Genomic DNA, 12,975 nt, shown 5'->3' with positions numbered 1-12,975 from the left:
TCAGATACCGTCGCCAAATTCAAAACCCTGCGCGATACCGTTGAAATGCTGATCCATATCCATCGATGGTCGTTCGCTTTCTGGCCGCCCGACAATACGAGCCGGAACACCTGCCGCCGTGGTGTGCGCAGGAACGGACTGCAATACCACAGAACCCGCCCCGATTTTTGCCCCTGCACCGACTTCGATGTTGCCGAGGATTTTTGCGCCCGCGCCGATCATTACGCCCTCACGAATTTTCGGATGACGGTCACCGACAGTTTTGCCCGTTCCCCCGAGCGTGACCGATTGCAAAATCGACACATCGTTTTCAACCACGGCCGTTTCACCGATAACAATACCGGTGGCGTGGTCAAACATGATGCCGCAACCAATACGCGCCGCCGGGTGAATATCCACGCCGAAGGAGACAGAAATCTGATTCTGGAAATAAATCGCCAGCGCTTTGCGATCCTGCTTCCACAGCCAGTTACCGATGCGATACGCCTGAAGCGCGTGAAAACCTTTCAGGTAAAGCAATGGCGTGGAAAATTTGTCGACCGCCGCATCACGCTGATGTACCGCCAGAATATCGCGGGCAGCGGAGAGGATCATTTGCTCATCGTTACGGTAGGCTTCTTCAACCACTTCACGAATCGCCATCGCCGGCATGATTGGGTTTCCCAGCTTGTTAGCCAGAATATAGCTCAGCGCACTGCCCAGCGTTTCATGTTTGAGTAACGTCGCATGGAAAAAGCTGGCCAGCATCGGTTCACACTCAGCCAGTGCTCTCGCCTCTGATTTAATGTTATTCCAGACCAGTTCTAATTCTTCTAGCGACATCACTTTTCCTTACGACTTAGCAGGTTTTAATAATAAAAAGCCGCCCTGTCGGGAAACCCAACAAGGTGGCTATGCTTCATGTCGCCTTTCAGTGGCTGTGTTTTTCGTCCTTGCTCGCACGGGCAAGCAGACTGATGGCCGCTTCACGGGCATCTTTACCGCAGTACAACACCTGGTAAATCTGTTCCGTAATAGGCATCTCAACGTTATTACGCTGAGCCAGCGCCCGTACTTCTTTCGTGTTGCGATAGCCTTCAACAACCTGACCGATGGTGTCCTGAGCAGTCTGAACATCTTTGCCCTGTCCCAGCATAATGCCGAAACGACGGTTACGTGACTGGTTGTCTGTGCAGGTTAACACCAAATCGCCCAGCCCCGCCATGCCCATAAATGTCGCAGGATCAGCACCCAGTGCGGAGCCCAGACGGGTCATTTCGGCAAGACCACGGGTAATCAGCGCAGTTCGGGCATTCGCACCGAAGCCAATCCCATCTGACATACCGGCACCAATAGCGATGACGTTTTTAATCGCGCCGCCAAGCTGTACACCGATGAAATCTGGATTGCTGTAAACACGGAAGCTTTTGCCGCAATGCAGCAACTGCTGAAGATCTTCCGCAAAGCTTGCGTCGGTGGCTGCCAGTGAAATCGCTGTCGGCATGCCTGCTGCCAGCTCTTTGGCAAACGTCGGCCCGGAAACTACGGCCAGCGGAATGGCATCACCCAGCTCTTCACGCGCGACATCCTGCAACAAGCGTCCGGTTTCCGCCTCAAGCCCTTTCGTCGCCCACACTACGCGTGCATCTGCCCGCAAATGCGGTTTCAGCTGACGCAGGACGTCACCAAAAACGTGGCTCGGCACAACAACCAGCACATTACGGCTGGCTGCTAACGCGACGGACAGATTGGTTTCAAGCAGCAGATTATCGGGGAACGGCACATCAGGAAGGAATTCCTGATTACAACGGGCTTGTTGTAAGGCATTGATGTGGTCGGGATTGTGTCCCCAGAGCACAACGGGATGGCCATTTCTGGCGAGAGTAATCGCTAAAGCGGTGCCGTAAGATCCGGCACCGATAAGAGTCATTGACGCATTGACGGTTTTCATCAGGCATCCTGATGTGGTTCAGCACCTTCGCCTTCAGCTTGCTGTTGCAGATAGTTCATGAACAGAGCGTCGAAGTTAACAGGTGCCAGGTTCAGTTGCGGGAAGGTACCGCGTGAAACCAGGCTGGTGATGCACTCACGCGCATACGGGAACAGAATGTTCGGGCAGTATGCACCCAGGCAATGTGCCATCTGGTTGCCATCAATACCGGAAATAGTGAAGATACCACCCTGTTGAACTTCGCACAGGAATGCAGTTTCGTCACCCAGTGAAGAAGTTACGGTCACACGCAAGACGACTTCATATACGCCTTCAGCCAGCTGGCTGGAAGCCGTATCAAGATCCAGTTTCACTTCCGGCTGCCAGTCCTGCTGGAAAACCTGAGGAGCATTTGGCGCTTCGAAAGAAATATCTTTGGTGTAGATACGTTGGATCTGGAAAGCCATCTCGGTGTTATTTTGTTCTGACATGTGAGTAGTACCCTCGAGTTAATAGTCCTTTTAAACACTTAATGAAAATACGCGGCTTTCTGCATTAACCCAGTAAAGGGTCAAGGCCACCACGCGCATCAAGTGCATGTAAATCATCGCAACCGCCCACGTGCTGTCCGTCGATAAAAATCTGAGGAACAGTCGAACGACCGCTGCGGGCAATCATTTTTTCACGCGTATCTGCGTCACCATCAATAGCGATTTCATTGAATGAAACGCCTTTGCTATTGAGCAGGGCTTTTGCACGATGGCAATAAGGACAGGTTGCCTTGGTATAGATTTCAATTTTAGCCATGGGTTCCACCTCTGAGTCGTAGAATTTAGTGCCGTTGCGACGGGGTCTGAATCTTACTTACCGCGTGCTAAAGGCAGGTTTTCACCGCTCCAGCCGCTGATACCTTCTTTTAACGTGTAAACACGTTCGAAACCAGCCGCGATCAGGCCTTCTGCCGCCGTACGGGAAGTCTGGCCGGTGGCGCAAACAACGATAACCGGTTGTGCTTTATGCTTGCTCAGTTCGCCCAGGTTATTGTTTTTAATGTCTGCACTCAGCACATTTTGAGATTCTGCGATGTGGCCTTTGCGGAATTCTTCACGCGCGCGAACATCGACAACAACAGCATCTTCTTTGTTGATCAGGCGGGTTGCTTCGCCACGCGTGATCTCTTTCACTTTAGAAAAACGTGTTTTAAAGGTGGTCACAATTACTGCAATCAGTAACGCAACCCACGCCAGGCTGAGAACCGGATGCGCACTGATGAATGGCATAATATCTTGCATGGGGTGTAGCAACTCCCGTCAGTTGGGGGAAAATTCAAGGCCTCAGAGTATACCTGCGCGTCGGAGCAAATACAGCCAGTATGCGCGGGCTAATGCCACAAACTGCGGCACATCCCGAAAAATTAACACGCCTTTATGCCGAAGTTAACGCCCACCGCGCTCCATCTTTGATCTCCCACGGCTATTCCGCTTTCAGCGCTGGGGTAAAATCAGCCCGCTTAAATGCACGTAGCCACGCCAGTTTATTCACGTCGAGCTGGCGAGCCTATTGAGCATTTCATCTTTCAAATTGAGGTCAATTGACATGTCGAGCAATAAAAAACCGATGGTTCTGGTTATTCTTGATGGCTACGGATTTCGCGAAGAACAACAGGATAACGCGATTCTGAATGCAAAAACCCCGGTCATGGATAAGCTGTGGGCGACTCAGCCGCATACCCTGATTGCCGCATCAGGCCTTGACGTGGGTCTGCCTGATGGCCAGATGGGCAACTCCGAAGTGGGCCACGTCAATTTAGGCGCGGGCCGTATCGTTTATCAGGATCTCACCCGTCTGGATAAAGAAATCAAAGAAGGCGACTTCTTTAATAATAGCGTACTGACCGGCGCGGTTGATCGCGCAATCAGTGCAGGCAAAGCCGTTCACATTATGGGTCTGCTTTCCGCAGGCGGCGTTCACAGTCACGAAGATCACATCATGGCGATGGTTGAACTGGCTCACCGCCGTGGCGCGAAAGCGATTTATCTGCACGCGTTCCTGGATGGCCGCGACACGCCTCCGCGCAGCGCCGAAGCCGCGTTAAAACGTTTCTCTGAGAAATTTGCAGAAATCGGCACCGGGCGTATCGCGTCTATCGTGGGCCGTTACTTCGCCATGGACCGTGATAATCGCTGGGATCGCGTGCAACTGGCTTATGACCTGATGTCTCAGGCCAAAGGTGCATTCACCGCGGATAACGCACTGGCAGGCTTACAGGCCGCCTACGCCCGTGACGAAAATGATGAATTCGTGAAACCAACTGTGTTGCAGGCTGCCGGCGAAGAAAATGCGGCAATCAATGACGGCGACGCGATGATCTTCATGAACTTCCGTGCTGACCGTGCGCGTGAAATCACCCGTGCCTTCATCAATCCGGACTTCGACGGGTTTGCCCGCGAAAAAGTCATCAACTTCGGCGATTTCATCATGCTGACCGAATACGCCGCTGATATTAAAGCAGCCTGCGCGTATCCACCTGCATCACTGAAAAACACGCTGGGCGAATGGCTGATGGCACATAAGAAAACTCAGCTTCGTATCTCCGAAACTGAGAAATATGCTCACGTCACCTTCTTCTTCAACGGCGGTATGGAAGATCCGTTTGAAGGTGAAGACCGTATTCTGGTGAAATCACCGAACGTCGCGACCTATGATTTGCAACCGGAAATGAGCTCAGCAGAACTGACAGACAAGTTGCTGGGCGCGATTGCCAGCGGCAAATATGACACGATCATCTGTAACTACCCGAATGGCGACATGGTTGGCCATACCGGTGTTTATGACGCTGCCGTCAACGCGGTAGAAGCACTGGATCAATGTGTTGCTCAGGTTGTGGATGCGGTTAAAGCGGTTGGCGGGCAACTGCTTATCACCGCCGATCACGGTAACGCAGAGCAAATGCGTGACCCGGCAACCGGCCAGGCGCACACAGCGCATACCAGCCTGCCGGTTCCGCTGATATATGTGGGCGGCAACGCACAAGTAATCGAAGGCGGGAAATTGTCTGATATTGCGCCGACCATGCTCTCCCTGATGGGGATGGAAATCCCGGCTGAAATGAGCGGCAAACCCCTGTTTATTGCACGCTAATTTCCGTTAAGACCGCGAATTTAAGGCGTATCAGCGCAGGCTGGTACGCCTTTTTTGTTTGTGCATCAGCCGGTTGATTAGTGTTACGATAAGATAAGGGACAGCCATATTGTCTATCATCCACGGTCGACAAGCGGAAAAAAGTTTGAGCAAATTCATTCATTTCAGCCTGATGAGAACCCGCCTTTCCGCTCCGGACAAGGTCGTATCTGCTTTCCCATCTCCAGCCTTATTACTTTGCGCTTCATTGTTAACTCTCTCCGTGAGTGTGCACGCTGACGAAAACAAAGATCAGCTCAAAACCATCCAGCAGAACATTGCGGAAAAAGAGAAAAGCGTAAAGCAGCAGAAACAGCAACGCGGAACGTTGTTGCAACAGTTGCAGGTGCAGGAAAAAACCATCGCGTCGGCCAGCAGCCAGTTGCGCGGGACACAGTCGACCCTTGCGACGCTCAACAAAGATATCGCCGGGCTGAATGCCTCCATCGATAAACTGCAAAAACAGCAGAAAACGCAGGAAGCCATTCTTGCAAAGCAGCTTGATGCGGCATTCCGTATCGGCCAGCACAAAGGCCTGCAATTGCTGTTAAGTGGTGAAGAAACCGAACGCAGCGAACGGATCATGGCCTATTTTGGCTATCTGAATGAAGCCCGCCAGAAAACCATCGAAGAACTCAAACAAACGCGTACTAAGCTGGCAGAGCAGCGGGTTTCCCTGCAATCGAAGGAAACTCAGCAAAAAAGCTTGTTAGGCGAGCAGCAAACCCAGCAACAAAAACTTGAACAGGCCCGTTCGGCGCGAAAACAAACGCTGACGGCGCTGGAATCCTCTTTGCAAAAAGACGAACAAAGCCTGACAGAGTTGCGTGCTAACGAAGCCAGTTTGCAGAATAAAATTGCCGCCGCTGAACGCGCTGCAAAAGCCCGTGCCGAGAAGGAAGCGCGCGAAGCCGCCGCCGTCCGGGCGAAAGAGCAGCAGGCCAAGAAAACCGGCACCACCTATAAACCGACCCAAAGTGAACAGTCTCTGATGGCGCGAACCGGTGGGCTTGGAAGGCCGTCTGGTCAGAATATGTGGCCGGTTAACGGTTCGTTGATACACCGTTTCGGCGAACAACTTCAGGGTGAACTACGCTGGAAAGGTATTGTTATTTCAGCCAGAGAAGGCAGCGACGTCCGGGCGATTGCCGACGGTCGCGTCATTCTGGCTGACTGGTTACAAGGGTACGGGCTGGTTGTGGTCATCGATCACGGCAGAGGCGATATGAGCCTGTACGGATACAACCAGGATGCGTTAGTCAGTGTTGGCGATCAGGTCAGAACCGGCCAGGCCATTGCTAAAGTAGGAAACAGCGGCGGACAGGGCCAGCCATCGCTGTATTTTGAAATTCGTCGTCAGGGCCAGGCCGTTAATCCACAGCCGTGGTTGGGAAGATAGCATTGCGATATAAAAAGTCCGTTTTAGCTGCCCTTTGTGGTACTGCGTTCTTCGTTTGTCAGGTTCAGGCAGCGAAGTTATCCATCCTGATTGATGACTTTGGTTATCGCCAGCATGAGGAAAACCAGGTACTTCAGATGCCAAAAGCGGTATCCGTGGCGATTTTCCCCAATGCGCCAGATTCCCAAATGATGATGAACAAAGCCCATCAGCAGGGACGTGAAATCCTGATCCACCTGCCGATGGCGCCGCTGAGCAAACAGCCGCTGGAAAAAAATACGCTGACGCCGTCCATGAGTGCGGCGGAAGTGAAGCGCATTGTCGATCAGGCCATCAGCAATATCCCTTACGCTATCGGCATCAATAACCACATGGGCAGCGCCATGACCTCCAGCCTGACAGGCATGGAAAACGTCATGCAGGCCATGAACGCCCATAACCTGTTCTTCCTCGACAGCATGACGATCGGCAATACTCAATCGGTTAAAGCCGCTCAGGGCACCCGCGTGAAAGTCATCAAGCGCAATGTCTTTTTAGATGATGTGCAGAACGAAGCCGAAATCCGCCGCCAGTTTGAGCGTGCGATTCAGCTGGCCCGCAAAAATGGTTATGCGATTGCCATCGGGCACCCGCACCCGACCACGGTGAAAGTGCTGCAACAAATGCTGCCGAACTTGCCGTCCGATATTGTGCTGGTGCGCCCGAGTGATTTGTTAGATGAAGCGCAGCGCGCTGCACCGTCAGGTAAACCGGTGATTATCCCGCCAGCCAAGCTATCACGCAAAGGGATCAGTCAGTGCCGGTTTAAACATCCTGCGCCGCCAGTTTATGCCGGCAGCCTGTTTAGCGTCGTGGGAGAAAGCCTGCAATCACTGCCAGCCGTCCAGTTCGTGGAACGCCAGTATGGGGTTTTGGTGAGTTTTATTGATAAACCGGCCGCCGCGCAAGTGGAGCCGGTTGCTGCTCCTCAGAAATAATATCTCAGAGCCTCCTGAACGCGGGAGGCCCTGCATATCTGTGCTACCCGTTTAAAACTACCAGTCCAAAATCACTTTTCCTGAATGCCCTGAACGCATCGCATCAAAGCCTTTCTGGAAATCATCAATCGGGAAATGGTGCGTTATCAGCGGTGTGAGATCTAATCCTGACTGGATCAGCGCCGCCATTTTGTACCAGGTTTCAAACATTTCCCGGCCATAAATCCCTTTGATGAACAACCCTTTGAAGATGACCTGATTCCAGTCGATCGCCATTTCGGTCGACGGAATACCCAGCATCGCAATACGCCCGCCGTGGTTCATGGCGTTGAGCATACTGCGAAACGCCGCCGGTGCGCCGGACATTTCGAGACCCACGTCAAAACCTTCGGTCATGCCCAGTTCTTCCATGACGTCCTGCAAACTCTGCTGGCTGACATTCACCGCGCGGGTCACGCCCATTTTACGGGCCAGTCCCAGACGATATTCATTCATGTCCGTGATCACCACATGCCGGGCACCCACATGCTTGCAAATTGCCGCCGCCATAATGCCAATCGGGCCTGCACCGCTGATCAGGACATCTTCACCGACCAGATCAAATGACAATGCGGTATGCACAGCATTGCCCAAGGGGTCGAAAATGGCCGCCAGATCGTCGGAAATATTGTCCGGGATTTTGAAAGCATTAAAGGCAGGCAAAACCAGATACTCCGCAAAAGCACCGGGCCGGTTAACGCCTACGCCCTGTGCATTGCGGCATAAATGTGTGCGACCACCACGGCAGTTCCGGCAATGGCCACAGGTGATATGTCCTTCACCGGAAACCCGGTCGCCGATGCTAAAACCTTTCACTTCCTGACCAATCCCCACGACTTCGCCGACATATTCATGCCCGACCACCATCGGTACCGGAATGGTTTTTTGCGACCAGGCATCCCAGTTATAGATATGCACATCCGTTCCGCAGATGGCGGTTTTACGGATTTTGATCAGCAAATCGTTATGTCCCATCTCCGGCACCGACGCGTCGATCATCCAGATGCCTTCTTCACGTTTCAGTTTTGCTAAGGCTTTCACAGGTACTCCTCAGGCGATCACGCCAAGTTTTTTGCCAATTTGGGTGAAGGCGCTCACCGCCTTTTCGATTTGTTCCGTGCTGTGCGCGGCAGACATTTGTGTGCGGATACGCGCCTGCCCTTTCGGCACCACGGGATAGAAGAAGCCGGTGACGTAAATGCCTTCCTGCTGAAGCTGCGCGGCAAATTCCTGTGCCAGCCGCGCTTCGCCGAGCATCACGGGAATAATGGCGTGATCGGCTCCGGCCAGCGTGAAACCGGCAGCGGTCATTTTTTCCCGGAAGAGTTTTGCATTGCTCAGCAGCTTTTCACGCAGTTCGCTGCCGGCTTCCAGAATCGACAGGACTTTCAGGGAGGCGGAAACAATCGAAGGGGCTAATGAGTTTGAAAAAAGATAAGGGCGGGAACGCTGACGCAGCCAGTCGATCACTTCCTGACGCGCGGCGGTGTAGCCACCGGATGCACCGCCCAGCGCCTTGCCGAGCGTTCCGGTGATAATATCCACGCGGCCCATGACGTCACAATATTCGTGCGTTCCCCGTCCTTCTGCGCCAACAAAACCGACGGCATGGGAATCATCCACCATGACCAGCGCATCGAAACGCTCCGCCAGATCACAAACACCTTTCAGATTGGCAATAACGCCGTCCATCGAAAACACGCCGTCTGTCGCCACGAGAATATGGCGCGCGCCATCCTTTTTCGCCTGCGACAGACAAGCCTCAAGTTCGGCCATATTGTTATTGGCATAACGATAACGTTTAGCCTTGCACAAACGCACGCCGTCAATAATCGACGCGTGGTTCAGCGCATCAGAAATAATGGCATCTTCTTCGGTGAGCAGGGTTTCGAATAAGCCCCCGTTGGCATCAAAGCACGAGGAGTACAAAATGGCATCGTCCATCCCCAGAAAATCTGCCAGGCGATGTTCGAGTTCTTTGTGAGTATCTTGCGTTCCGCAAATGAAACGTACCGACGCCATGCCAAAACCGTGGCTGTCGAGCCCCGCTTTTGCGGCCTGAATTAATTCCGGATGATTTGCCAGCCCGAGGTAGTTATTCGCACAAAAATTGATGACCGGCTTGCCGCCTGCGACGGACACTTCGGCCTGCTGAGGCGTGGTCAGAATGCGTTCTTCTTTAAACAGCCCTTCAGCCCTCGCCTGGTCAAGCTGATCTTCTAACTGGCGATAAAACGAAACAGACATACAGTATTCTCCTGAAATGACTCATTCACGGAATACCTTACTAATCTGCCTGCAAAATAACGATGGAACCGCTCACAATATCTTAGTTTTGCAGCATAGTTCACGGCTTACCACCTGAAACACAAGAATGCGTCTTATCGGACACCTTCCCAATGTGAGCTTCATAATGAAGTGTTATGATATTACCCACTGTATAGGCTGTGCATGGTGCGCGGCTCTTCAAAAGATTAAAGGTGAATCCCATGATAATCGTCACTGGCGGCGCTGGTTTTATCGGCAGCAATATTATTAAATCGCTCAATGATATGGGATACCGCGATATTTTGGTGGTCGATAATCTGAAAGACGGCACCAAATTCGTCAATCTGGTTGATCTGGATATCGCGGATTACTGCGACAAAGAAGATTTTATTGCCAGCATTGTAGCCGGCGACGATCTGGGTGATATCGACGCCATTTTCCATGAAGGCGCCTGCTCTTCCACCACCGAGTGGGACGGCAAGTACATGATGGATAACAACTATCAGTATTCCAAAGATATCCTGCACTATTGCCTCGATCGCAGCATTCCTTTCCTTTACGCCTCTTCCGCCGCCACTTACGGTAGCCAGAGCACCAGCTTTGTTGAAGACCGTAAATACGAACAGCCGCTGAACGTCTACGGCTACTCCAAGTTCCTGTTTGACCAGTATGTTCGCGAAATCCTGCCACAGGCTGATTCGCAGATCTGTGGTTTCCGTTACTTCAACGTCTACGGACCGCGTGAAGGCCATAAAGGCAGCATGGCCAGCGTAGCATTCCACCTGAACAACCAGATCAACGCCGGTGAAAATCCGAAATTGTTCTCAGGCAGTGAAGGCTTCAAACGCGATTTTATCTACGTGGGCGATGTTGCCGCTGTGAACCTGTGGTTCTGGCAGAACGGTGTTTCCGGTATTTTCAACTGCGGGACGGGCCGTTCAGAATCGTTCCAGGCCGTTGCGGATGCCGTAGTTGCTTACCACAAATCTGGCGATATCGAATACATTCCTTTCCCGGAAAAACTGAAAGGCCGTTATCAATCCTTTACGCAGGCCGATATGACCGCGCTGCGTAATGCCGGTTACGACAAACCGTTCAAAACGGTTGCTGAAGGCGTAACGGAATACATGAGCTGGCTTAACCGCACAGTATAAGTCCGCTGATTGAGGAATGGATTAACGGTATGAAAATACTGGTAATTGGGCCGTCATGGGTCGGTGACATGATGATGTCACAAAGTCTCTACCGCACGCTGAAAGCAGCGCATCCGGACGCGCAAATCGACGTGATGGCACCGGCATGGTGCCGACCATTGCTCGACCGGATGCCGGAAGTGCGTCAGGCTCTGCCGATGCCGCTGGGTCACGGTGCTCTGGAACTTGGGGAGCGCCGCCGTCTGGGCATTTCGCTGCGTGGCGAAAATTATCAGCGCGCCTTCGTGCTGCCTAATTCGTTTAAATCGGCACTGGTTCCGTTCTTTGCCCGCATTCCTCAGCGTACCGGCTGGCGTGGCGAAATGCGTTATGGCCTGCTCAATGATCTGCGAGTTCTCGATAAAGCCGCCTTTCCTCTGATGGTTCAGCGCTATGCCGCGTTGGGCTTTGACGCGCAACAAATCCGCACCGCTGCCGATATACCGCAGCCGATTCTCTGGCCGAAATTACAGGTGTCAGAAGCGGAAGTTGCAGCGGTTAAAACCTCATTTGCTGTCGATGACAACAGGCCGTTAGTGGGTTTTTGTCCGGGTGCAGAATTTGGCCCGGCAAAGCGCTGGCCGCACTATCATTACGCCGCTCTGGCCGAAAAACTGATTGGCGAAGGCCAGCAGGTCGTGCTCTTCGGTTCTGCGAAAGACCATCCGGCAGGAGAACAAATCCGCCTTGCCTTGACCGAAAGCGCGCAGCCTTTCTGCCTGAATCTGGCAGGTAAAACCTCACTGGATCAGGCCGTGGTAATGATTGCCGCCTGTCAGGCCGTGGTCAGCAATGACTCAGGGCTGATGCATGTCGCCGCCGCGCTGGATAAACCGCTGGTTGCCCTTTACGGGCCGAGCAGCCCGGATTTCACCCCGCCGCTCAGCCATCAGGCCAAAGTCATTCGCCTCATTACCGGCTACCATAAAGTCCGTAAAGGCGATGCGGAAGAAGGCTATCACCAGAGTCTGATCGACATTCATCCAGAACAGGTTTATCAGGAATTAAGTCAGTTACTGAATACAGGGAAGGAGCAGTAATGCGGGTTCTCATCGTCAAAACATCGTCAATGGGTGACGTTCTGCATACTCTCCCCGCACTGACCGATGCCATGCAGGCCATCCCCGGTATCCGCTTTGACTGGGTCGTGGAGGAAGGTTTCACGCAAATTCCCGGCTGGCATCCGGCGGTAGATCGCGTGATCCCGGTGGCCATCCGGCGCTGGCGCAAGAACTGGTTTGGTTCTGAAACCCGCCAGCAACGCTGCGATTTCAAACGTGAAGTGCAATCCCGGACTTACGATGCTGTCATCGACGCACAAGGCCTGATCAAAAGCGCGGCGCTGATTACCCGTGTCGCAAAAGGCGAGAAGCACGGTCAGGACTGCAAAAGTGCCCGCGAGCCTTTTGCCAGCTGGTTCTACAACCAGCGCCACGAAATCGATAAGAAACAACATGCTGTAGAGCGTACCCGCGAACTTTTTGCAAAAAGCCTGGGCTATAAAAAACCTGCGATTCAGGGCGACTACGCCATCGCCGCGCGATTTCTTTCACACCCACCGGAAGATGCAGGTCAGTATCTGGTATTTCTGCACGCCACCACCCGCGCCGATAAACACTGGCCGGAAGAACATTGGCGCGAACTGATCGGCCTGTTCAGCACGCAAAATATCCGTATCAAGCTGCCGTGGGGAGCGGAACACGAATATCAGCGCGCACTGCGACTTGCAGACGGTTTTCCCTTGGTTGAAGTATTACCCAAATTAAGCCTGCAAAATGTGGCCGAAGTGCTGGCAGGGGCGAAAGCGGTGGTTTCAGTCGATACCGGCCTGAGTCATTTAACGGCTGCGCTGGACCGCCCGAATATCACGCTTTACGGCCCGACAGATCCGGGGCTGATCGGGGGATATGGGAAGAATCAGTTTATTTGCCGCCCGTTAACCGGGAATCAAATGGCGAATATTCTTCCGCAACAGGTAAAAGCACTGCTTGATGAGGAGGTCGGTTAATC

General features: G+C 52.8%; 13 protein-coding genes. 6 read left to right on the top strand and 7 right to left on the bottom strand.

Annotation, left to right across the window (positions count from 1 at the left end; genetic code table 11):
- The 5 genes from cysE to ACM5QY_RS04885 all read right to left on the bottom strand — a co-directional run bounded on the left by cysE (position 1) and on the right by ACM5QY_RS04885 (position 3,201).
- A complete protein-coding gene (gene cysE / locus ACM5QY_RS04905) occupies positions 1 to 822 on the bottom strand; it encodes a serine O-acetyltransferase (RefSeq protein ID WP_101079904.1) in 822 nt (273 codons plus the stop codon).
- A gap of 88 nt (positions 823 to 910) precedes the next feature.
- Positions 911 to 1,930, bottom strand: a complete 1,020-nt coding sequence (gene gpsA / locus ACM5QY_RS04900; RefSeq protein WP_416119483.1) for an NAD(P)H-dependent glycerol-3-phosphate dehydrogenase — start codon at positions 1,928 to 1,930, stop codon at positions 911 to 913.
- Positions 1,930 to 2,400, bottom strand: a complete 471-nt coding sequence (secB, locus tag ACM5QY_RS04895) for a protein-export chaperone SecB (protein ID WP_013577602.1) — start codon at positions 2,398 to 2,400, stop codon at positions 1,930 to 1,932. Before secB ends, gpsA begins: the two co-directional genes overlap by 1 nt.
- 64 nt (positions 2,401 to 2,464) lie before the next feature.
- Complete coding sequence (gene grxC, locus ACM5QY_RS04890; RefSeq protein ID WP_416119482.1) at positions 2,465 to 2,716, bottom strand: glutaredoxin 3; 252 nt, start codon at positions 2,714 to 2,716, stop codon at positions 2,465 to 2,467.
- A gap of 53 nt (positions 2,717 to 2,769) precedes the next feature.
- Positions 2,770 to 3,201, bottom strand: a complete 432-nt coding sequence (locus tag ACM5QY_RS04885) for a rhodanese-like domain-containing protein (protein WP_416119481.1) — start codon at positions 3,199 to 3,201, stop codon at positions 2,770 to 2,772.
- 304 nt (positions 3,202 to 3,505) lie between these two features.
- Between ACM5QY_RS04885 and gpmM the strand changes: the two genes are divergently transcribed.
- From gpmM to ACM5QY_RS04870, 3 genes are all read left to right on the top strand, one after another.
- Entirely contained in the window at positions 3,506 to 5,050 is a 1,545-nt protein-coding gene (gpmM, locus tag ACM5QY_RS04880) for a 2,3-bisphosphoglycerate-independent phosphoglycerate mutase (protein ID WP_416119480.1), read from the top strand.
- A 172-nt stretch (positions 5,051 to 5,222) separates the two neighbouring features.
- The gene (gene envC, locus ACM5QY_RS04875; protein ID WP_416122816.1) at positions 5,223 to 6,488 is read left to right on the top strand and encodes a murein hydrolase activator EnvC; all 1,266 of its coding nucleotides are present in this window, start codon (positions 5,223 to 5,225) and stop codon (positions 6,486 to 6,488) included.
- A 2-nt stretch (positions 6,489 to 6,490) separates the two neighbouring features.
- Positions 6,491 to 7,465 carry a divergent polysaccharide deacetylase family protein gene (locus ACM5QY_RS04870; RefSeq protein WP_416119478.1) on the top strand — a complete coding sequence of 325 codons (975 nt, stop codon included), beginning with the start codon at positions 6,491 to 6,493 and terminating at the stop codon, positions 7,463 to 7,465.
- Positions 7,466 to 7,522: 57 nt separating this feature from the next.
- Here ACM5QY_RS04870 and tdh read toward each other — a convergent pair whose 3' ends face one another.
- The gene (gene tdh, locus ACM5QY_RS04865; RefSeq protein ID WP_416119476.1) at positions 7,523 to 8,545 is read right to left on the bottom strand and encodes an L-threonine 3-dehydrogenase; all 1,023 of its coding nucleotides are present in this window, start codon (positions 8,543 to 8,545) and stop codon (positions 7,523 to 7,525) included.
- Positions 8,546 to 8,554: 9 nt separating this feature from the next.
- A complete protein-coding gene (gene kbl / locus ACM5QY_RS04860) occupies positions 8,555 to 9,751 on the bottom strand; it encodes a glycine C-acetyltransferase (protein WP_416119475.1) in 1,197 nt (398 codons plus the stop codon).
- A 242-nt stretch (positions 9,752 to 9,993) separates the two neighbouring features.
- Between kbl and rfaD the strand changes: the two genes are divergently transcribed.
- Genes rfaD through rfaC form a run of 3 tightly spaced genes read left to right on the top strand, consistent with a single transcriptional unit; the run spans position 9,994 to position 12,973 of the window.
- Complete coding sequence (rfaD, locus tag ACM5QY_RS04855; RefSeq protein ID WP_416119474.1) at positions 9,994 to 10,926, top strand: ADP-glyceromanno-heptose 6-epimerase; 933 nt, start codon at positions 9,994 to 9,996, stop codon at positions 10,924 to 10,926.
- A 29-nt stretch (positions 10,927 to 10,955) separates the two neighbouring features.
- A complete protein-coding gene (gene rfaF / locus ACM5QY_RS04850; RefSeq protein ID WP_416119473.1) occupies positions 10,956 to 12,005 on the top strand; it encodes an ADP-heptose--LPS heptosyltransferase RfaF in 1,050 nt (349 codons plus the stop codon).
- Positions 12,005 to 12,973 carry a lipopolysaccharide heptosyltransferase RfaC gene (gene rfaC, locus ACM5QY_RS04845; RefSeq protein WP_416119472.1) on the top strand — a complete coding sequence of 323 codons (969 nt, stop codon included), beginning with the start codon at positions 12,005 to 12,007 and terminating at the stop codon, positions 12,971 to 12,973. The genes rfaF and rfaC overlap by 1 nt, the downstream gene beginning before the upstream one ends.
- The last annotated feature ends 2 nt before the right edge of the window (positions 12,974 to 12,975 follow it).

The sequence above is a fragment of the Rahnella sp. PCH160 genome (genome assembly GCF_047784855.1).
Taxonomy (GTDB): domain Bacteria; phylum Pseudomonadota; class Gammaproteobacteria; order Enterobacterales; family Enterobacteriaceae; genus Rahnella.
Note: the sequence above shows the minus strand (reverse complement) of the source record. Positions and strands in the feature narration are given on the sequence as shown.

Excerpts from the sequence above, each read along its gene's own strand:
- cysE (WP_101079904.1), bottom strand. The coding sequence starts at position 822 with ATGTCGCTAGAAGAATTAGAACTGGTCTGGAATAACATTAAATCAGAG.
- gpsA (WP_416119483.1), bottom strand. The coding sequence starts at position 1,930 with ATGAAAACCGTCAATGCGTCAATGACTCTTATCGGTGCCGGATCTTAC.
- secB (WP_013577602.1), bottom strand. The coding sequence starts at position 2,400 with ATGTCAGAACAAAATAACACCGAGATGGCTTTCCAGATCCAACGTATC.
- grxC (WP_416119482.1), bottom strand. The coding sequence starts at position 2,716 with ATGGCTAAAATTGAAATCTATACCAAGGCAACCTGTCCTTATTGCCAT.
- ACM5QY_RS04885 (WP_416119481.1), bottom strand. The coding sequence starts at position 3,201 with ATGCAAGATATTATGCCATTCATCAGTGCGCATCCGGTTCTCAGCCTG.
- gpmM (WP_416119480.1), top strand. The coding sequence starts at position 3,506 with ATGTCGAGCAATAAAAAACCGATGGTTCTGGTTATTCTTGATGGCTAC.
- envC (WP_416122816.1), top strand. The coding sequence starts at position 5,223 with ATGAGAACCCGCCTTTCCGCTCCGGACAAGGTCGTATCTGCTTTCCCA.
- kbl (WP_416119475.1), bottom strand. The coding sequence starts at position 9,751 with ATGTCTGTTTCGTTTTATCGCCAGTTAGAAGATCAGCTTGACCAGGCG.
- rfaD (WP_416119474.1), top strand. The coding sequence starts at position 9,994 with ATGATAATCGTCACTGGCGGCGCTGGTTTTATCGGCAGCAATATTATT.
- rfaF (WP_416119473.1), top strand. The coding sequence starts at position 10,956 with ATGAAAATACTGGTAATTGGGCCGTCATGGGTCGGTGACATGATGATG.
- rfaC (WP_416119472.1), top strand. The coding sequence starts at position 12,005 with ATGCGGGTTCTCATCGTCAAAACATCGTCAATGGGTGACGTTCTGCAT.